This window comes from Flavobacterium frigoris PS1 (assembly GCF_000252125.1).
Taxonomy (GTDB): Bacteria; Bacteroidota; Bacteroidia; order Flavobacteriales; family Flavobacteriaceae; genus Flavobacterium; species Flavobacterium frigoris_A.
Window position 1 is genome coordinate 515,210 of the sequence record NZ_AHKF01000018.1, and the last position, 20,218, is coordinate 535,427.

Genomic DNA, 20,218 nt, shown 5'->3' on the forward strand with positions numbered 1-20,218 from the left:
ATGCGAATAAAAAACACAATAAAAATAGTTTTCCTATTGGCTTTCAGCCTACAGATTAGTTCATGTTCCAATGATTTTTTAGAGGAAGTTACCTACGGTGAAGTTGATCCTTCTGAAATGACAAAACCTGCAAATGTAGAACGTGCCATAATATCAGTCTATAGTGTTCTGAATGGTCAAATAGATGGGGCCAGTAATGCTTATAATTCTCCCGACTCTAATTTTAGTTTTGGAGACATAACGTCTGATGATAGTTATAAAGGTGGTGGTGGAACAGGGGATCAGAATAACATTCACCAAATGGAGATTTACAATGAAAATGCAACTACCGTAGATATTGAACGTAAATGGATGGCACTTTATGAAGGAGTAAAGCGCTCTAATGAGGCCATGCGCTTGTTAAACGCATCACCTGATTTTGAAGCATCTTTAAAAGTGAAGAGAATGGCTGAATTACGTTTTCTGAGAGGCCACTTTTATTTTGAATTAAAAAAGATATACAATCACATTCCTTATATCGATGAAACGGCTACAACCGTTGCTGATTATGCAAAATCAAATACGACCTTTTCTTCAGATGAGATTTGGACTAAAATTGAAACAGATTTTCAAGAAGCTTATGCCAATCTTCCAGAGACGCAAAGTGAACTGGGACGACCAACTAAAATAGCTGCTAAAGCTTATTTGGCAAAATGTTATTTATTTGAAAGTAAATGGCAACTAGCTTATGACGCTACTACTGAAATAATGAGTAGTAATTATGGTTTATTGACAGATTTTCAACAAGTATTTTTGCCTGAAAATGATAATAATAAGGAAATTATTTTTGCGGTTCAACATTCGGTAAATGACGGACAACCCAGTAATTATAATGGGAGTATCGGCGATAGATTGACTGCTCCAGGAGGGCCGTTTTATTCTCAATATGGTTTTCACCGTCCTTCTCAGAACCTTGTTAATGCCTTTAAAACAGATGCTTCAGGTTTACCCGTAGAAAATAATATAAACGTTGTTGCTAGTGATAATGTAGATCCACGTTTGGATATTACCGTTGGTCGCCCAGGAATACCATACAAAGATTTGGGTATTTTATATCAGGATACTTGGGCTAGAGATTTGGCTACTTATGGTGAATTTTCCCCAAAGAAGCGTATCGTTTCAGCAAAGTCAGCTTACTATGTAAAGGTTTGGCCATACGTAAATGCTTTAAATTATTACATTATTCGTTATGCGGAGGTCGTTTTATGGAGAGCAGAGGCAGCCGTTGAAATAGGGAAATTAGAAGAGGCTAGAATATTAGTAAATCAAATTCGAAATCGTGCAGCTAATACTGCTTTTGTAAAAACTTTAGACGGAAGTGCCAATGCTGCTAACTATACTATAGCGCCGTACACTACTGTCTGGACAAGTAAAGTTGTGGCTAAAACTGCAGTACATTTAGAAACTCGTTTGGAAACAGCAATGGAAGGGCATCGCTTCTTTAACCTAGTTCGCTGGGGTGAGGCAGATACCGTTTTAAATGCTTACCTTTTGATTGAAAAAGCCAGAAGAACACATCTAACTAATGCGGTGTTTATCAAAGGTAAAAATGAATATTTTCCAATACCACAAAGGTATATTGATGGATTACCTATAGGAATGGTTACTCAGAATAATGGTTATTAAAAATTAAATGAAATTAGGCAATCGATAAGATTGCCTAATTTTTATACGAAAAATATGAGAAAAATAATTTACATATTAATTACGCTTGTTTGTATTTCAGGTTATAGCCAAGAAGGAAAAGGATTTGATTTAGATTATAAATCCTCCAAAACTTCTTCGTTGATTCAGGATAAAAATTTTTATTTGCTGACAGCCATTCAAAAGGATAAAGCAGTTAGTCAACTTTTAGAAAATAATAGTGTTTTAAAAACGATTTTTATTAAAAAGCAACAAGAGATCGGTTCCAAACTGAACTCTTGCAAAGACAGCCTTTCCTGCTTGATTAGTGGCTATCAATTCAAAGAAAAAGAACTCAAAAGTATTGAAAATGAACTTCAACTTTTGATGAAAAGTAAAAAGGAACTACAAGATTTTGTAAAAAATAATTTGCGTCCTTCAGGAAAATACGAAAATTTTAAAAGTTATACGGATACTGAATTACTGCTAAAAGCGTGGCAAGTTTGCGCTCAAGGAATGAATCGGATTATGAAGGTTTATGGTATTGGAGAAGCACCTCAGTATGCTGCAATAGATTCCGTTTCTTATGATGTAAAGTCTAAATTTTATAAAGGATCTGTTTTTATGTGGTCTGATATGATTCACAATAAAAAACCTAAAGTGAATACTTTATTTTTTCAAGAAAGTCTGGATTTCAGTTTGTCTCTCTTGTACATGAACCATCGAGATGAGGTGGCGCGCTACGAACCGCTAGAGGAAAAGGAAAACAAAAAAGCACTTGACCATTTAAAGCAAATAAATTTTAATGCTTTTGATTATGCTTCTATTTTAATTTTGGGAAATGGACCGGAGAATTATCAAGACCGATTGTCCGCTGTTGGAAAACTAAACATCCAATTAGGAGTATTAGAATATGAAGCTAAGAAAGCCCCTTTAATTATTGTTTCAGGAGGTCATGCCCATCCTTTTAGAGCTCCTTATTGTGAGGCTATTGAAATGAAAAAAGAATTGATGGATGTGTATCATATTCCCGAAGAAAACATCCTTATTGATCCTTTTGCAAGGCATACCACAACTAATTTACGTAATGCTAGTAGAATGATGTATGCTTATCAAATACCAACTGATAAAAAAAGTATTGTAATTACGAATGTAAGTCATAGTGATTATGTAGGAAGCCCCAATTTTAATACGCGTTGTATAGAAGAATTAGGCTATTTACCTGCCATTATTCTAAAGAGACTTAATTCGACTGCAATAGAGTTTTCACCAAAAATAGAATCTTTGCATCAAAACCCAATCGATCCTTTAGATCCGTAAATTGAGATTATGAAAAAAATACTAGTTTTAGGACTTGCAATCTTTGCAGTAGCTTGCCAATCCTTACAAAGGAATGACGCCAAATTAGCATCACCAGTAGAAAAGGTAAACGTATTTTTAGGCACATCTGGTGATCACGGGCAAATGTCGCCTTCGGCTTCTTCTCCTTTCAATATGATGAGTATTGGACCGCAAACCTACCCTCATATTCATGCCGGATATGAACATTTGGCCAAGGAATTTTTGGGATTTACCCACAGCCGAATTGAAGGAGTGGGCTGTATGGGAACTGGAGGGAATCTCCTTATCAAACCCATTTTAAATGGTGATAAAGCGACATCGTTAATCAAAAAAGAAGAATCTGCTTCCCCTGGTTTTTATGGGGTAGCATTTGAGAATGGGATTAAAGCCCAAATGAGTGTAAAACATAATTTTGGAATGCATCATTACGAATTTCCGAGAAAAGGAGCAGGGCTTTATATTGACTTATCGCATGCATTTGTCAATCGATTTGTTGCCGAAGAGCATCAAATTGATAGCAATACGATCAGCGGTTGGATTGATACCCAAACTACTTGCGATAAGGGAATATATCGTATTTATTATGTTTTGGAGTTCTCTAATTTGGCAACAATAACGCCAACTGCAGAACATAAGTACATAATTACAGCTCTTGCAGACGCTACGGAAATGGAAGTCAGTGTTGGTTTTTCCTCAGTGAGTACGGCTTACGCCAAAGCTAAAATAGAAGTGATACCCTTAGAAGAGCTAGCTGCACAAACAAAAACAGACTGGAACCATCTTCTGAACAGAATAGAAGTAACTGGCGAAAAAGAAAGAGAAGATTTATTCTATTCGCTTTTATACCGAGGGTTACAAGCGCCATTTTTAGTTTCGGAACCGGATGGAAGCTACAAAGCCATTGACGGTTCGATTCAAAAATCAAGTAGTCCGATATACAACGGTTGGGCCATTTGGGATAATTATCGCGAGCAATTACCCATGCTTTCGCTGGCTTATCCAGAACGTTTTGGCCCCATTGTAAAGTCAATTGCTAATTTGTATCCCTATGGGAAGAATAATTGGGCAACGAAACACGAATCCTCGCCTACAGTCCGAACAGAACATGCAATTGTGGTTTTATTGGATGGCTATAAAAAAGGGTATCCTGTAGATTTTAATACGATTAAAGATTCCTTAATCGCGGAAGTAGATCGCTTGGAATACAACTCGCCAGATAAGGCCTTGGAATCCTCGTATGATTCTTGGGCACTTTCTGAAATACTAAAAATCACCAAAGATTCTTTACTGAGTACTCAGTATCTGAATAAAGCTTTAGAATATAAAAGGTATTGGGAAAAAGATTTTGCCGATTTATCCAAGGGAGATCTCGACAAAATGCCTGCTCGTGGAATGTATCAAGGGACCGTTTGGCAGTATCGCTGGTTTGTTCCTTTTGATGTGTTGGGTCTAAAAAAATTAATTGGAGGAGAAGCTTCATTTTTAAAGCAATTGGATCAATTTTTTGGGGAGGACAATTACAATCATGCGAATCAACCAGACTTACAAGTTCCAGGTCTGTATAATGCGAGTTCACAACCTTGGAAATCACAAAAATTGTTTCGCAATATTATGTTGGATACAGTAGTTCAAGCTTATTTTAATGACAATAGTAAAGGGATCGATTCCTATATTGGAAGAATCTATAAGAACGAAACCCAAGCTTATATCCGCACTATGGATGATGATGCAGGAACAATGTCATCTTGGTTTGTGATGCGGAGTATAGGACTTTCGCCTGCAAACATAGGAAACCCAATTTACTATTTGACGGCTCCTATCTTTGAGTCCGTAAAATTAAATTGGGAAAACGGAAAAACATTTCACATACAAGTGTCTAATTATAATAAAGAGCACTTCTATGTTCAATCAGCTAGTTTAAACGGTGAGTCTTTATTAAGAAATTGGTTGACTCAGGAAGAAATTAGTAACGGTGGAAACCTAATAATTGAAACTGCAGCAATACCGAATAAAAAATGGGGAATTGAAAATCAGTGGATTTCTAAAACGGAGTAAAGCATTGATTGAATAGGATAGTGTAATCATTAATAACTTCAGATCCTTTTTTCTAAGATGAGAAGCGAAGTCGAAAAACTACCTTGCAATCAAAAAATTATAAGAATTTTTAATTAATTTTGATATTAATGAGCTCGATATTTTATCGGGCTCATTATCTTTAAATTTGACTATTTTTGTTCTTTAAAAATCATTTAAAAGTAACTTAAGTTGATTAAAACTAAAATAGGAATCGGACTAGCAGCCTTGGGGAGACCAGAGTATATCAATATTCGAGAAAATAAAAGTATAGATAAATCTGAAAAAGCATTTCGAGAAAATGCATTTAAGGTATTGGACTTTGCTTACGAAAGTGGCGTTCGTTATTTTGATACAGCACCATCTTATGGTAAAGGCGAACGTTATTTAATCGATTGGAAAACGGAGAGAAAGCATTCAGATATTATTTTAAGTACCAAATGGGGGTATACTTATGTTGCCAATTGGGAACTGGGTTATAAAGGCAAACATGAGGTAAAAGAGCATTCTCTTGACAAATTACTAGAACAGTGGGAAGTGTCTCAACTTTTGCTTCCTGAACTCAAAATATACCAAATTCATTCGGCGACTTTAGAAAGTGGGGTTCTACAAAATGAAGCCGTTTTAAATCAATTACACCAAATTAAAAAACAAACTAATGTTCAAATAGGGATTTCAAGTAGTGGCGTCAATCAAAAGGAAATTATGCTTGAAGCTTTAAATGTAAAAGTTGAAAATGAATATTTATTTGATAGTTTTCAAGTGACTTACAATATTCTGGAACAATCAAGTTTAGAAGTTCTTAATACTCTGAAGTCAAAAAATAAAACTATTATTATTAAAGAAGCTTTAGCAAACGGTAGAATTTTTAATCAAGAAAATAAAGCAGTTTATTCCTTATTAGATACTCTTTCAAAAAAATACAATGTAGGTATAGATGCTATTGCAATTCGATTTGTAATAGAAAGTATAGAACCTGATTTTGTACTAAGTGGTGCTTCAAACACCAAACAATTAGAGCAAAACCTAAAAGCACTAAACAAAGATTTGTCATTTACTGCTGTTGAACTCAACCAATTAAAATTATTACGCAGGAACCCAAAGTCTTATTGGGATGAACGTAGCCGTTTAACTTGGGATTAAAGAAAAAATAAGTCTCTTAAATATTGGGAATAAGTTACTTAGCCTTCAAATTCAGCGAATTTTTTAGTTTCTATAACAATCTTTGGTTTGTTTTGTAGGAAACTCTTTCCTAGTAGGTGTTGTATTTGTTCAGTACATGTATCATCTATTTTTGTCTTTTTCTTCGAAAGTATCCAATAGGAAGGAATTGTCAATCTGTTGAGTAAAATACTTAGCTGCACAGTGTATTGTAAATCTAAATAAAATGCCTCTCTGAATTTCTACCCAAAACAGAAGACTGAAACGGTAATTTATCACTTAAATTTGGATATTGGAAAAAACACGCTTTTGTGGGATTCCATAACGTTTTTTTCTTTTTAAAGTTTATGTTTACTTTGAATTTTAAGTTGAAAATTAAAACCCCATTAATAAACAGGAATCTTTTAAATAAAACAGCTGTAGATTAGTTGAATATTAAAAAACATACAATTCGTATAAGAAAGCAATTATGTCACTAATTGCATAAATAGAACAATTAAGATATGAGTATTAGGATTTTACATACCGCTGATTGGCACATTGGTAAACAGTTACTGAAAATTGATTTTGCAGAGGATATGAATCTCTTTTTTGATTGGTTAATCAAATGCATTGAGGAGAATAACATAAATGTACTATTGATGTCGGGGGATTTATTTGATCAGGCAAATCCATCACAGCAGGCAATGAAGCAGTACTATTATTTTTTAAAACAACTGCTGCCCTTAAAATGTAAGGTTATTTTAACTGGTGGGAATCACGACTCTCCCCATGTCATAAATGCTCCTAAAGAACTTTTGGAAATCCTAGATATAAAGGTTGTGGGTGGAGTTCCTGAATCTATTTCTGAATTATTTGTCGAAATTGAAGTAGAGGACCAAAAAGTGGTTGTTGCTGCTGTTCCTTTTTTAAGGGATAAAGATATTCGGAATGTCGCTGCAGGAGAATCATATGATGACAAAATCGAACTGATCAGAAACGGAATAGCTACTTATTTTAGCGAAGTAAATGAATATTACAAGGATAAGTACAATGGTATTCCTTTTATTGTAATGGCACATTTGTATGCTCAGGGTGCTTCTGTTTCAGAAAGTGAACGTGAAATTCAAATTGGAAATCAAGCGGGTGTTGAATCTGCAATTTTTGGAGAAGAACCAAATTATGTCGCGTTAGGACATATCCACCGACCTCAAATTGTCGGGAAATCACATATCAGATATAGCGGTTCGCCAATTGCATTGAGCTTTAGTGAAAAAAAAGACGGTAAAGAAGTTACTATTTTAGAATTGGAAGGAAATAACTTTAATATTTCTTCGCTTGCAATACCAAAATTCAGAAAATTGCTATCCATTAAAGGCACCGTTGAAGAAGTACTAAAAGTAATATCCGATTATAAATCAGAATCCCCGTTAATCGATTTGGCCGAGGTCATGATTGAAGAGGAAAATGAGAATATTGAACATATCAGAATATTAGAAGAATTATTGACCACCGAACCAGAAAACGGATTACAGATTTTAAAAGGCAGTATTAAATTCAAGAATGAGGTCGCAGGTACTTCAAAGCTACTGACAAATGGAGAAGACATCAATGATTTTTCACCAGTACAATTGTTCGAAAAGCGATTAGAACAGGATACTTCTATAGAAAACACACAGGATTTTGTAAATGCTTTTAAGGAAATTATGGAGTCTTTGCATTCTTCAGATTCAATCGATTAATACTCCAACAAAACGGTAATATGAAAATTTGTAAAATAAAATTTAAAAACATACACGCTCTTAAAGGGGAACATACCATCGATTTTGAAAATGGTGTCCTTGGCGAAGCGGGGCTTTTTGTAATAACAGGTGCAACAGGAACAGGTAAATCAACCATTCTGGATGTGATTACTTTGGCCTTGTACAATAAAATTCCTAGAATAGAGAAAGCAATCAGCGAAAAAATAATTGAAGAGGAAGGAGTTGTGCTAACTAAAAACGCCTTGGATTGTTATGCAGAAGTAGAATATGAGGTTAAAGGGAAGCGATACTTGTCATCCTGGTCAATTCGTAGAACCAGAACGGGTACATTAGCTAGCAGAAAACAAGAATTAACAGAGGTTGCAACTGGTATCATTTTAGTTTCAAGCGTCAACGAAGTGGTTAGTGAAAACGAACGAATTATTGGGCTAAATTACAATCAGTTTGTACAATCGATGATTCTTGCCCAAGGCCAGTTTTCTAAATTACTTTTGGCTAAAAAGGACGATCGAAATGCACTTTTAGAAGAGATTACGGGTTCTTCTATTTATAGAAAGATAGGTAGGGCAGTATTCCAAAGATATAGAGGAGTGGAAGAGTCCGTAAAAACCCAACAAATTAAAATGGGGGAAACGGTTTTGTTGACTGCTGAAGTTTTAAAAGAGATCCAAGATGATATAGTAGAGAAAAAGCCATTGTTTATTGCTAATGAGGCAAAACTAAAGGAACTCGAAAGTAAAAAAGCACTGAAAGAAAGTATTCTTAAAAACATCCAAAGAAGAGAGATAAACCAAACGGAATGGAATGCTTTTTTGATAAATAAAAAAGAAGTTTCAAGTCAAGAAAAGCAGTTAGAAGTTCATGATAGTGTCGTAGTTTTTAAAGAGCAAATGCTTCAGATTGAACTGGCAGATAAAGAGATATCAGGACTTTCTGTTGCAATTGAAAAAGGGAAGCAGCGTGTCTTCGATTTTGAAAAAACTAAAAAGGAGTTGATTCAATCCGCTTCCGAATTGATTGGAAAAGAGGTAACAGAAGATAAACTCGAGGTTTTACTGGATGAATTCAGGATAAAGGTACTTTCTCTGCAGGAAGCAGAAAAAGAAAAATTAAATGAAGCCAAGCAGGAAGCGCAGCGTATAAAGGACAAATTACAGGATCTTAAAACGTTTGAAATATTTTTGAAAGAAAATGAAAATCTGTCACTGCAAATTGCACAGGAGTTAAAAACTATTGAAGCTGAAATAACACGTAAAGGACTTTCTACTATTGACGAAGTTCGTACAAAAAAAGAGGAGTTGTCAAAACTAGTTTTGCCTGCGAACCAGTTGATTGGTAATCGGAAATTATATGACGAAAAGAACAGAGGAATAGCAGAGTTAAAAATTAAAATCAAAAGGCAGTTCAGTGAAATCAATGGTTTTATTGAAACAGAAAAGGAGCAAAAAGCAGAATTGGACAAACTACTTCCAATAGTTGAGAAAGCAAAGCTGGAGCTGGAAAACTGGAAGCAACGTAAAAGTCTGGATGAACATCGTGCTGAGCTGGAACCTGGCGAACCTTGCCCGTTATGCGGATCTGAAAGTCATCCATACGTTGAAAGTATCGAAGAAGTTTTGGTTAGCACACTACAGGACAAATTTGATGAATTGACAAAAAAATTAGAAGAGGTAAAGAAAAATATATTGCTATCGGAAGCAAAAAAAGCGAGTTTGAAAACAAGCAATTCAAAGGATGAATCAGATTTAGAAAAAAGAGCAGCCGCTTTTCAAGTTTTAGAAAATGATATTGTGACATTGTGTTTGCAATTGAAGTGGAATAAGACAGAGACCCTCGAAAAATGGGAATCCGAGTTTAGTAACTTTCAGCAAGAGCAAACCGAATTAGACCAATTAGAGAAATACATAAAGGCCAAAGTAGTTTTGAACGAAATGGAAAAACTAAACAATAGTTATTCGGTTTTGAAAGCAGCATATATAAAAGCAAAAGAAACGCTGTTGTCGGTTTACAATAAAAAAGATATCAATACCGATGTCAGTGATTTGACTAGAAAATTCAGCGTAAGTCGTTCAGAACTTAATGGACTTACGGTACAGCTAATTGAATTTAAATCTAGTAGAGCAAAAACGGTAGCTTTAAAAGAGCAATTATTAGCTGTCCTTATGCCTGAACTTCAAAAAAAGGAGATCGATTCATTGGTAATGTTGAAATCAAAAATACTGGAGGAATCTACTGCAAACCAAATTCGTAAAAAGTTACAAAATTTGAAGGACAACGAGATCCGACTTCAGACTAGTCTTAAGGCAATTGATGAAGCTTTGGCCGAAGAAGAACGTTTAAATGATACTTCGGTTACGATGGATGAACTAAAAATAGTACTTCCCAAAGTTTTACAAGAATTGACTGAACTTCAAAAACACATTTGGGACCAAGAAAAGCGAATTGAAATTGATAATCAAAACAAAGTAAAGCAAAAGAGTAGCCAGGAACTGCTGGATGCTTTAAATAAGGATTTGTCTCTTTGGAGTAAAATGAATATGCTTATTGGAGACGCTATGGGTAAAAAATTCTCCAATTTCGTGCAGGACTTAACATTGAGGCAATTACTGGAGTATGGAAATCAGCGTCTTAGAGGGTTTTCAGACCGCTATTTATTGGATGTTGCCAATGATTCTGATGGTTTAAAAGTAATCGATACCTATATGGGAAATACCAAACGTTCCGTATCTTCCTTGTCAGGTGGAGAGACCTTTAAGTTAAGTCTGGCATTGGCTTTTGGGTTATCTGATTTGGCAGCCCGAAATGTTGAAATTGAGTCCTTGTTTATTGATGAAGGTTTTGGTTCTTTAGACCCAGAATCATTAGATCAGGCGATAAGCATCCTCGAGAACATGCAAAATGAAAGCAATAAATCTATTGGTATCATATCACATGTGGGAGAATTAAAAGATCGTATTGGTACCAAAATAAAACTGGTTAGAACAGGCGCTGGATATAGTACAATTGAAATTGAATAACGGATAATTATAAAAAACAATAAACTTTAAAGATGATTTTATTTTCAAGAGCCTTAGTTAAGTATTTTAAATATTGAAAGTAAATAAAGAACAGGAAATAAAAAAAGCCCATTAGTCAGACTAATAGGCTTTATAATGATAAATTAAATTTATTTTTTTGATTCTTCTACAGAAACTTTTCTAAACTCTTTTAAAAGTTTTTCTAGTTCCAAAGTTGATTTACGAGATCTAGCTCCTGCTGCTTTTACACCTTTCTCAATTAGTGATTCAGATTCTGTTTTAAATGTTTCGAATTCAGCGTTGATTTTTTCAATTAAATCTTTCATGGTAATGCTTTATTAAATTAGGACGCAAAAATAGAATTTTGGAACTTAGAGAGAAATAATTTAATGTTAAAATTCTCACTTTTTATTATGAGTGGCTAAAGCAAATAATTTGATAGTTTTAAAGGTGAAAAATAGCTGTCATCCTGATCCATTCGCACAACCAGAATTGTAAGATATTTTTAGTAGATAAAATTTTGGTTTTGCTTAAAATAAAGTATTTCTTCGTGTTTTTCCATAAGGATACTATTTGTCTATCGTTATTTCAGGACAGGACAATTAAATGAATTAAAATGAGTTAGGATATTGTTTGCCAATATTTCAACTCATTTTTTTGTAATGCTTTGCTTTTCTAAAAGTAATTAGAGCTACTATCATGCAAACCGGTTTATCTTTTTTTATCCAAATGGCATTTATAAATCAGTTTGAAGTACAATTAAATTTCTCAAATGCTTAAATAAACAAAATAGGAATAGAGATGTAAACGTTAAATATAACCCTAGAAATAAATATTGTTGAGGATGACGAGTAAATAAAGGCTAAATTGGAGCAAATTAAAGAAATCAAATTATGTATAAAATTCATACTATCGATTTATATTTTCAATCTGAAAAGCACTCTATAGGTGCCTTTTTAATCGAAACCGAAAAGGGTCCGATTCTTATCGAAACGGGTCCGGAATCAACTTGGGAATGTCTAGAAAAAGGAATTCAGGATTTAGGCTACCAGGTCGAAGACATCCAACACGTATTACTCACCCACATTCATTTTGATCATGCCGGTGCTGCCTGGAAGTTTGCTAAAAACGGCGCTAAAATATATGTGCATCCCATTGGAATTCCCCATTTAGCCAATCCGGAGAAATTGTGGAATTCTGCAAAAATGATTTATACAAATAAAATGGAGATGCTTTGGGGTACCATGGAATCTATTCCGGAAGAACAATTAATTCCTGTAGATGAGGGTGATACTATCGATTTTGGAGATGCACAAATCAAAGTTTGGTACACGCCCGGTCATGCAGTACATCATAATGCCTATCAGATTGATGATATCATTTTTACAGGCGATGTAGCTGGAGTAAGAATTGGAGATGGTCCGGTCGCACCACCTTGTCCGCCACCAGATATTAATGTAGAATTATGGAAAAAATCGATTCATAAGCTAAAGAATCTTAAGCCGCAAGCCTTGTATCTTACCCACTTTTCTTTACAATACAATCCCCAGGAATTATTAACCAATTTAGAAATTAAGATCGATGACTGGGCTAATTTTATCAAACCTTTTTATGATAACCAAACCCCTCCTGAGGAAATTGTACCCCAATTTATGGCCTACACCAGAAGTCAGTTTTTAGCAGAAGGATTGCATTCGGAAGAAATACAAACCTATGAACTGGCCAATCCAAGCTGGATGTCTGTTAATGGCTTATTACGATATTGGAAATTGAAAGAGCAGGGAAGAATTTAGATATTTTTTCCATAACAAAAATTTTCATTAGCCAATAAGGGCGCATCGATGTTGTTTACCAAAAAATAAAACAAAGAGAAACGATTCTTTTAGAATAGAAATCTGTTTTAAAAGAATCGTTTGTTTCAAATTATACACTTGCAGCTGGAATAACTACAAAATTTGTGACTAATTTACTTAAGCAGCTATTTTAAATAAACCTCTCAACTCTATTTCTTTTTGCAAGGGTGTTTTATAACCTAAACTAGAATGTAATCTTTGTGTATTGTACCACTGTATATAATCAGATTTACAATTATATAATTGCTGATATGTATTAAATTTATACCTATATAAACATTCATATTTTATTGTTTTAAAAAAACTTTCAGCTACAGCATTATCCCAACAACCTCCTTTTCCTATTTTCCTGGATGAAGGATATTTGGTCTATAACCAATTTGATTCAGAAGGAACTCCGCAATAGCTTTTAATTACAAAAGACGGAATAGTATCTCGCTCCATATTTGGATCTCAAGAAGTGGCACAAAATCGATTGTTCTATGCACTGGAGCAACTGGATTAAAAACACTTTTAGAAATAGTGCCCTTTGTCCTGGAACGACCTGTTAATTTTAAGTAGGAATCGGTACAAACTATTTAAGAGTCACTCCAGAAAACTTAAGTAGACATAGGAAAACAGTTAAATCTATCTTAATTGATATAGGTCAATGATATTTGCGTGACGGTTATGTAATTTTGTGGTTATTAATAATTTTATTAAAAACAATATGAGCAAGCAACATTTATTAACACCATATAACAAAAATATTAACCTCAATAACAGAGTTGTCATGGCGCCCATGACACGTGGTAGAGCAGATAATGAAGGCAACGTTGCAACGGATGAGCTACATGGCTTGTATTACGAGCAACGTGCATCAGCAGGTTTAATTATTACAGAAGGCTCGCAAGTGTCTCGTGATGCTGTAGGTTATATCAATACAGCTGGTATCTATACAGATGAGCAAGTAGAAGGTTGGAAAAAAGTAACCAAACGTGTACATGATAAAGGAGGGAAAATCTTTATTCAATTGTGGCATGTAGGACGTATGTCTCATCCCGATTTTCATCATGGAGCATTACCATTATCCGCTTCAGCTATCAATCCTAACGATAAATCATTTACTCCAGAAGGTTTTAAAGATACTGTTACGCCTAAGGAAATGACCATTGAAGATATTAAAACTACGGTACAAGATTTTAAAAATTCAGCTGCAAATGCAGTAAAAGCTGGTTTTGATGGAGTAGAAATACATTCCTCTAATGGCTATTTGTTTCAGCAGTTCTTTAACGGAACGTCTAATCACAGAACAGATGAGTATGGTGGAAGTATTGAAAACAAAGCCCGTATATTTTTTGAAGTTCTAGACGCGATCAAAGAAGTTATTCCGCAGGAAAAAATTGGAGCCCGTTTTAATCCATCATTAAACGGTCCATTCGGAACGACTATGGATGAAGAAACAATCCCAACGTTTGAATACATCATTAAAAAATTGAATGATTATAATTTAGCATACGTGCATCTTTCTGAACCTTTTACAGATGTTTCAGAAATACCATATGCTGTGACACAAATAGCTAAACATTTCCGTCCTTTGTATAATGGAACATTGATGATTAACTCGGAATTTGATCAAGAAAAAGGAAATAAAGTAATTGAAGAAGGGTATGCAGATTTAGTAGCTTACGGTAAGCCATACGTTTCTAATCCAGATTTAGTAGAACGTTTTGAAAACAACTTAGATTTAGCAGAGTGGGATCAAAGTACGTTCTACGCAGGAGGAGCAGAAGGATATACAGATTATCCAGAAGCTTCTAAATAAATAGTAATACAGAAATCGAATTAATAGTAACTTTAAAAACAACATAACAATGGCGACTACAACAGTAAAAGCGTATGGTACAACAGCACCAACAGAAGATTTAAAACCTTTAGATATTGAAAGAAGAGCTGTAGGAACAGATGACATAAAAATTGATATCACTTATAGTGGTGTTTGTCACAGTGATATACATACAGCAAGAAATGAATGGAATGGATCAACCTATCCTGTGGTACCTGGACATGAGATCATTGGTCGAGTGGTAGAGGTAGGAAATGGTGTTAGTAGCTATAAAGTAGGTGATTTAGTAGGAGTAGGTTGTATGGTAGACTCTTGCCAGACTTGTTCTTCTTGTCAGAAAGATTTAGAACAATTTTGCGAAAATGGAGCAACATTTACTTACAACAGCCCAGATAAACATCTTGAAGGGAAACAAACTTACGGAGGTTATTCAACTTCAGTAGTTGTTGATGAAAAATTTGTACTACGCATTCCAGAAAATTTAGACGAAGCAGCAACTGCACCGCTATTATGTGCAGGAGTTACTACATGGTCACCATTACGTCATTGGAACGTAAAAAAAGGAGATAAAGTAGGAGTAGTAGGTTTAGGAGGATTAGGTCATATGGGCGTTAAATTTGCCAATGCATTAGGTGCACATGTGGTTATGATTACAACATCGCCAGAAAAAGGAAAAGACGCTACACGTTTAGGTGCTCATGAAGTTTTAGTGTCGAAAGATGAAGCCGACATGAAAAAACACCAAAATAGTTTCGATTTTATTTTAAATACCATTCCTGTAGGTCATGAAATGGATCCCTATTTAGGATTACTTAAAATTGATTCAACAATGGTTTTAGTTGGTGCAGTAGAACCTTTGAAGCCTTTTCATGGTGGAAATATCATTATGGGACGTAAGCGTATTGCCGGTTCTTTAATCGGAGGTATTAAAGAAACACAAGAGATGTTAGATTTCTGCGGCGAACATAATATCACTAGTGATATTGAGCTTATCAATATGCAAGATATTAACACAGCTTATGATCGTGTTACAAGCAATGATGTTAAATACAGATTTGTAATTGATATGAAATCGCTTAAATAAAAATAATTTTTTTACAGCGCATAAAAAAACAGCATCTAAAGTAATTTTAGATGCTGTTTTTATTTGTAGTAAACTACCGAGTTAAATTAAGTTCCATTTCTTTTTCCAAAAATGGCTCAGATCTAGAGCCTATAGATTTAGGTTGTGACAGTGCTTAGGCTTCTGCCATTTCGCTCCTTATTTGCTTTATGGTAATGGTACTTCTATCATGGCTCCAACCAGAAGGGCCAAAAGCATACGTGAACTTGTCATACTAATTATTTGATTTTTTTATGTCTTTCCAAATATTTTTGTATTGGTGAGTTAAAATAACAAACAGGTTATTAAAATCTATAAAGAAGAAATATTCTTTATTATTAAATTCTAATGTTTTATTTGAATGGTATTCAAATAATTCTTGATAGATATTTAAAAGTTGTTTGGTTTTTAATCCAGTTTTAGATTTAATCTCTTTTAAAGTTGGTAAAGGGATATCGTCATCATTATAATATTTTTTTTCGGTAAGGAAATTTATGAGGGTTGCATATTCAGTGTTGTTATTGAAAAACATTTTCAATTGATCGTTAATTCAAAGTAAATCGATAAGGACCCTTTTACGGATAATTTATGTGATTCCATTTTTATTCTCAAGTTAATAAAACTGAAAAGAGTGAATTGTGGGGATATATTGTAAATAAAAAACCCTAACGCCTTTTTTTATAAGAGTTAGGGTTTTAATTCCGCGGAGAAAGAGGGATTTGTAATCCTCTTTTTATGCTAGTGTTTACGATGTCTCGCAAACTATTTTAAAACAAGGGTCTCGATTTTACTCCTACGATTTATAGGTAAAAAATCATGTAATCTTATCACTGTAAATATAGTGATAATTAAAGGTTTATCAAAGTAAAAAAAGTCCTTTCATTGTTTAAACTTTGAACTAGTTGAGTACTATTTTTGAACTGGAATCGGTTCAAAATTTAGTTGCCTAAAACATAAAATCTATCCAATTATTAAAGGTTCAACCTGTTCAATTTTAAGGCTCGTAAATTGGCAAAATTCTTCAATAGACACAAACTCATCTTCTAGTTTGTTTAACTTAATCCTCATTTTTTGAAGTAGTCTAATACTTTGACGATAACTCTTTCCGGTTATGCGTTGTATGTCCTTAGGGTAGATACATAATCTCTTGTTTTTGGCTCTCATACTCTATCTATGACTTTGATTTGGCTGTGCCTAGCTTGAAACCTATTTGGTTCAAGTTCAGGCATTCCATAAAAATAGTAAATAATTCCTTTGGTTTAGAAGCGGAAATCTACTCCCGTCAATGTTGGTTGTAAATAGGTATTTAGGTCATTTTATGCCATTTGTGTCACAAAGTGACATATGGGATGGGGGAGTCTTTTTTATGTGATTTAATTGGCTAAAATTTGTTTCATAATCAATCGAAAAGTGTTGCAACAGGATGATGATTGAAAGAGTTTTAATTGAATAATTAATCTAAATTTTAGGAATTATGGCAAGACAGAAAGGCATAATTAAATTGAAAGGTACTATCGGAGATATTACCTTTTACAAAACCAAGGACGGGCATTTGGCTCGTGAAAAGGGCGGTGTTGATGCCAGCCGAATCAAAAGCGATCCAGCATTCCAAAGAACTCGTGAAAACGGTGCTGAGTTTGGGAGAGCAGGTAAAGCTGGAAAAACGCTGAGAACAGCATTTAGAACATTATTGATCAATTCTGCGGATAGTAGAATGGTGAGCCGTTTGACTCAATCTATGATTAAAGTGATCCAAGCGGATTTAGTGAACGAAAGGGGATTGCGTAATGTAATTGATGGCGAAGCGGAATTGCTTGTTGGTTTTGACTTCAATATTAATGGTAAATTAGGTACGACTTTGTTTGTTCCTTTTGTAGGAACTATTGATAGAGTTGCAGGCGAAATTTCAATTGCTATAGATCCTTTTGTTCCTGCAAATATGATTGCTGCGCCTGGTGGAACTACTCATTATAAAATGATTTCTGCGGGAGCCGAAATTAATTTTGAGGCGGAAACTTTTGTGGTTTCCAGTTCTGAAACAGCCATACAACCGTGGGATTCCACTCCAGTTTTAGCCATTAATCAATTGAATGCAGTGACTCCCAACAGTGTAAGTCCGTTGTTTTTGGCTTTGGGAGTGGAGTTTTATCAGGAAGTAAATGGTAGAATGTATCCTTTGAAAAATGGGGCTTACAATCCACTAGCATTGGTACAGGTAAGCGGTCTGTAAGATGGTTGTAGTATTAAATAGAAGCTATTTTCCCGAGGGAACACAAGGATTTTTGGAATGGAACGGCATTCTAGTTTGTTATACCATCGAGTTGCCCTGGTTGGAAAACCAAAGGCGCATTTCTTGTATTCCTGAAGGAGAATACGTTTTACAGAAGCGGTTTAGCCCAAAATTCAAATGGCATTTGCATTTACAAAATGTTCCAGGTCGAGATTTTATATTAATCCATCCTGCTAATGATGCTACAAAAGAACTGTTGGGCTGTATCGCTCCTCTAACGATACAAACCGGAATCGGGAAAGGGAGTGGCTCTAGAAAAGCATTGGAGAAGTTGAAAGCTATTGTTTATAAAGCTTTGGCAAACAACGAAGAAGTGAAAATAAGGATTCAATCTAAAAAAATAGTATTATGAATGTAGTAGAAAGAACAAAATCGCCCACTCCGAAGTTTTTCAGGGTATTGCGAAGTATTGGTTTGGCCTTGTTAGCACTTAGTGGAAGCGTGATTGCGGCACCAGTAGTTTTGCCAACAGTTGTTGTTAGTGTTGCGGGATATTTGGCAGTTGCTGGAGGAGTCCTTTCTGCAGTGAGTCAAATGACAGTTGATGATGCTGCGAAAGAAGAAGAGGAACTCATAAATAGAATGAGAAAAGACAATCAAAATTTACCACGTGATGGAATCAAATAACACCCTGCAAATTGGAACCGCATCTGGAACTTTACTGAGTGTAGTCCCTAACATCGTTTCTGAAGACATTGTAAAAACAGTTATCTTAGCAATTGTAGGAGCGATTATTAGTTTTATTGTGTCGCTCCTTTTAAAAGGATTAACAAAATTTAGAAAAAAATAGTTTGGGTTTGGATTGGTAACCTTTTCCCGAATTTATATGAGAGCCTGATCGAGAGATCAGGCTTTCTTGATATAACGGCTACTTGTAAGCGCAGCAGCAGATTAAATAATAAATTGTCCGCAATGTTTGATTGGTATTAAAAGAAAACAGTTATTCAAGTTTGGCTTAAACCGTTTTCCTTTTAATTCTTCGTTCTTTGGATCTACAGTTCTTTTAATAAAAAGCTGCGAGTATTGAAATTTGGTATTTAAGTTTAGATTTTATTTTAAATACTTTTTAAAGTACGTTTCTAATTTATCGAAAGGGATCAAGTCGACTCTGTCATACAAATCAACGTGGCCTGCGTTTTGAATATAGTAAAGTTCTTTGGGTTCTGCTGAACGTTTGTAGGCATCTTCACTAAACTCTTTTGAGTGGGCTTTGTCACCTGTTATAAATAACATTGGACGAGGTGAAATGGTTTCTATATCATTGAATGGATAGAAATTCATAAACTTAGTATTAGTGCTCAACGTTGGGTGTGTCGTTGTTTCCTTCGTTGTGCCTTTAGGTGTAAACTCTCCTCGTGGTGTTCTATAAAAATCAAAAAACTCTCTCTGAATAGGGTGGGTATCTTCGTTTAATTTGTGTACCGTGCCGCCTGTATATTGGATATTTCCACCACTAAATTCCACATAACGCTGTTCGGCTGCCTCGGCTATCAGTTGTTTTCTTTGTTCCAAGGTTTGGGAATGATTGAGTGCATTCCGATTGGCATCACCCATATTGTACATACTCACGGTGGCAACTGCTTTCATTCTGGGATCTATTTTAGCTGCACTAATCACAAAACTCCCACTTCCACAAACACCAATAATTCCGATGTTATTTCGATCTACAAACTTACGTGTTCCTAAATAATCAACCGCAGCGCTGAAATCTTCGGCATAAATATCTGGTAACACAGCATTGCGAGGTTCACCTTCACTTTCACCCCAAAATGAGAGATCTATGGCTAAAGTGATAAAACCCCTCTCTGCCATTGTGGACGCATAGACATCAGCACTTTGTTCTTTTACGGCACCCATTGGATGACCAACTATAATTGCAGGATGTTTATCATTTCTATCGAATTTATTTGGTATAAAAAGATGCCCAACAACAGTCATTTTATATTGATTTTTAAAGGAAACACGGTAAAATTTCACATTGTGACTTACCTTGAAGGTGGTGAAATCACTCGCTGCCAATTCTTCTAGTTCAGGTTTTGATGCTGTACTTGTTGGCTCAGTTTGTGTTTCTATCTTATTTTCCTTTTTTTCGTTGCAAGACACTATTACTACTGCCATAATAAGTACTGCAGTTATTTTTAGTATTTTCATT

16 protein-coding genes and 1 pseudogene are annotated in these 20,218 nt (G+C 34.8%); 13 read left to right on the forward strand and 4 right to left on the reverse strand.

Features of this window, described 5'->3' with window-relative positions; all coding sequences use genetic code 11:
• From HJ01_RS10990 to HJ01_RS11015, 6 genes are all read left to right on the forward strand, one after another.
• The gene (locus tag HJ01_RS10990) at window positions 1–1,665 is read left to right on the forward strand and encodes a RagB/SusD family nutrient uptake outer membrane protein (protein ID WP_007138480.1); all 1,665 of its coding nucleotides are present in this window, start codon (window positions 1–3) and stop codon (window positions 1,663–1,665) included.
• Window positions 1,666–1,719: 54 nt separating this feature from the next.
• Entirely contained in the window at window positions 1,720–2,982 is a 1,263-nt protein-coding gene (locus tag HJ01_RS10995) for a YdcF family protein (protein WP_007138481.1), read from the forward strand.
• A 9-nt stretch (window positions 2,983–2,991) separates the two neighbouring features.
• The gene (locus HJ01_RS11000; protein ID WP_007138482.1) at window positions 2,992–5,058 is read left to right on the forward strand and encodes a glycoside hydrolase domain-containing protein; all 2,067 of its coding nucleotides are present in this window, start codon (window positions 2,992–2,994) and stop codon (window positions 5,056–5,058) included.
• Window positions 5,059–5,268: 210 nt separating this feature from the next.
• Window positions 5,269–6,219 (forward strand): aldo/keto reductase, encoded by a 951-nt coding sequence (locus HJ01_RS11005; RefSeq protein ID WP_007138483.1) that lies wholly within the window; start codon window positions 5,269–5,271, stop codon window positions 6,217–6,219.
• A gap of 521 nt (window positions 6,220–6,740) precedes the next feature.
• Window positions 6,741–7,958, forward strand: a complete 1,218-nt coding sequence (sbcD, locus tag HJ01_RS11010; protein WP_007138484.1) for an exonuclease subunit SbcD — start codon at window positions 6,741–6,743, stop codon at window positions 7,956–7,958.
• A 20-nt stretch (window positions 7,959–7,978) separates the two neighbouring features.
• On the forward strand, window positions 7,979–10,996 hold the full coding sequence (locus HJ01_RS11015; RefSeq protein ID WP_007138485.1) for an AAA family ATPase: 3,018 nt from the start codon (window positions 7,979–7,981) through the stop codon (window positions 10,994–10,996).
• Between the two features lie 149 nt (window positions 10,997–11,145).
• On the opposite strand, the gene HJ01_RS11020 is transcribed toward HJ01_RS11015, so the two are convergent.
• A complete protein-coding gene (locus HJ01_RS11020; RefSeq protein WP_007138486.1) occupies window positions 11,146–11,322 on the reverse strand; it encodes a histone H1 in 177 nt (58 codons plus the stop codon).
• 567 nt (window positions 11,323–11,889) lie between these two features.
• Between HJ01_RS11020 and HJ01_RS11025 the strand changes: the two genes are divergently transcribed.
• Window positions 11,890–12,789 (forward strand): MBL fold metallo-hydrolase, encoded by a 900-nt coding sequence (locus HJ01_RS11025; RefSeq protein ID WP_007138487.1) that lies wholly within the window; start codon window positions 11,890–11,892, stop codon window positions 12,787–12,789.
• A 177-nt stretch (window positions 12,790–12,966) separates the two neighbouring features.
• Here the strand turns inward: HJ01_RS11025 and HJ01_RS17360 are convergent.
• Window positions 12,967–13,188: pseudogene (locus tag HJ01_RS17360) on the reverse strand (integrase core domain-containing protein); the annotation flags it as partial.
• Between the two features lie 370 nt (window positions 13,189–13,558).
• Here HJ01_RS17360 and HJ01_RS11030 point away from each other — a divergent pair.
• Window positions 13,559–14,653, forward strand: coding sequence for an alkene reductase (locus HJ01_RS11030; protein WP_007138488.1), 1,095 nt, complete (start codon window positions 13,559–13,561; stop codon window positions 14,651–14,653).
• A 49-nt stretch (window positions 14,654–14,702) separates the two neighbouring features.
• Window positions 14,703–15,758 (forward strand): NAD(P)-dependent alcohol dehydrogenase, encoded by a 1,056-nt coding sequence (locus tag HJ01_RS11035; protein ID WP_007138489.1) that lies wholly within the window; start codon window positions 14,703–14,705, stop codon window positions 15,756–15,758.
• A 253-nt stretch (window positions 15,759–16,011) separates the two neighbouring features.
• Here the strand turns inward: HJ01_RS11035 and HJ01_RS11040 are convergent, their stop codons facing one another.
• Window positions 16,012–16,308 carry a hypothetical protein gene (locus HJ01_RS11040; protein ID WP_007138490.1) on the reverse strand — a complete coding sequence of 99 codons (297 nt, stop codon included), beginning with the start codon at window positions 16,306–16,308 and terminating at the stop codon, window positions 16,012–16,014.
• 942 nt (window positions 16,309–17,250) lie between these two features.
• On the opposite strand from HJ01_RS11040, the gene HJ01_RS11050 reads away from it, so the two are divergent.
• The 4 genes from HJ01_RS11050 to HJ01_RS17740 are packed head-to-tail and all read left to right on the forward strand — an operon-like array spanning window position 17,251 to window position 18,856.
• Window positions 17,251–18,006 carry a hypothetical protein gene (locus HJ01_RS11050; protein ID WP_007138492.1) on the forward strand — a complete coding sequence of 252 codons (756 nt, stop codon included), beginning with the start codon at window positions 17,251–17,253 and terminating at the stop codon, window positions 18,004–18,006.
• Window position 18,007: 1 nt separating this feature from the next.
• Window positions 18,008–18,418, forward strand: a complete 411-nt coding sequence (locus HJ01_RS11055) for a DUF5675 family protein (RefSeq protein ID WP_007138493.1) — start codon at window positions 18,008–18,010, stop codon at window positions 18,416–18,418.
• The gene (locus HJ01_RS11060; protein ID WP_007138494.1) at window positions 18,415–18,693 is read left to right on the forward strand and encodes a hypothetical protein; all 279 of its coding nucleotides are present in this window, start codon (window positions 18,415–18,417) and stop codon (window positions 18,691–18,693) included. The genes HJ01_RS11055 and HJ01_RS11060 overlap by 4 nt, the downstream gene beginning before the upstream one ends.
• On the forward strand, window positions 18,680–18,856 hold the full coding sequence (locus HJ01_RS17740) for a hypothetical protein (RefSeq protein WP_007138495.1): 177 nt from the start codon (window positions 18,680–18,682) through the stop codon (window positions 18,854–18,856). The genes HJ01_RS11060 and HJ01_RS17740 overlap by 14 nt, the downstream gene beginning before the upstream one ends.
• A 260-nt stretch (window positions 18,857–19,116) precedes the next feature.
• On the opposite strand, the gene HJ01_RS11065 is transcribed toward HJ01_RS17740, so the two are convergent.
• Window positions 19,117–20,217, reverse strand: a complete 1,101-nt coding sequence (locus tag HJ01_RS11065) for an alpha/beta hydrolase (protein WP_007138496.1) — start codon at window positions 20,215–20,217, stop codon at window positions 19,117–19,119.
• Between the last annotated feature and the right edge of the window lies 1 nt (window position 20,218).

Bases quoted from the DNA above. Each gene is read 5' to 3' on its own strand.
- HJ01_RS10990 (WP_007138480.1), top strand. From the start codon at position 1: ATGCGAATAAAAAACACAATAAAAATAGTTTTCCTATTGGCTTTCAGC.
- HJ01_RS10995 (WP_007138481.1), top strand. From the start codon at position 1,720: ATGAGAAAAATAATTTACATATTAATTACGCTTGTTTGTATTTCAGGT.
- HJ01_RS11000 (WP_007138482.1), top strand. From the start codon at position 2,992: ATGAAAAAAATACTAGTTTTAGGACTTGCAATCTTTGCAGTAGCTTGC.
- sbcD (WP_007138484.1), top strand. From the start codon at position 6,741: ATGAGTATTAGGATTTTACATACCGCTGATTGGCACATTGGTAAACAG.
- HJ01_RS11015 (WP_007138485.1), top strand. From the start codon at position 7,979: ATGAAAATTTGTAAAATAAAATTTAAAAACATACACGCTCTTAAAGGG.
- HJ01_RS11020 (WP_007138486.1), bottom strand. From the start codon at position 11,322: ATGAAAGATTTAATTGAAAAAATCAACGCTGAATTCGAAACATTTAAA.
- HJ01_RS11025 (WP_007138487.1), top strand. From the start codon at position 11,890: ATGTATAAAATTCATACTATCGATTTATATTTTCAATCTGAAAAGCAC.
- HJ01_RS11030 (WP_007138488.1), top strand. From the start codon at position 13,559: ATGAGCAAGCAACATTTATTAACACCATATAACAAAAATATTAACCTC.
- HJ01_RS11035 (WP_007138489.1), top strand. From the start codon at position 14,703: ATGGCGACTACAACAGTAAAAGCGTATGGTACAACAGCACCAACAGAA.
- HJ01_RS11040 (WP_007138490.1), bottom strand. From the start codon at position 16,308: ATGTTTTTCAATAACAACACTGAATATGCAACCCTCATAAATTTCCTT.
- HJ01_RS11050 (WP_007138492.1), top strand. From the start codon at position 17,251: ATGGCAAGACAGAAAGGCATAATTAAATTGAAAGGTACTATCGGAGAT.
- HJ01_RS11055 (WP_007138493.1), top strand. From the start codon at position 18,008: ATGGTTGTAGTATTAAATAGAAGCTATTTTCCCGAGGGAACACAAGGA.
- HJ01_RS11060 (WP_007138494.1), top strand. From the start codon at position 18,415: ATGAATGTAGTAGAAAGAACAAAATCGCCCACTCCGAAGTTTTTCAGG.
- HJ01_RS17740 (WP_007138495.1), top strand. From the start codon at position 18,680: ATGGAATCAAATAACACCCTGCAAATTGGAACCGCATCTGGAACTTTA.
- HJ01_RS11065 (WP_007138496.1), bottom strand. From the start codon at position 20,217: ATGAAAATACTAAAAATAACTGCAGTACTTATTATGGCAGTAGTAATA.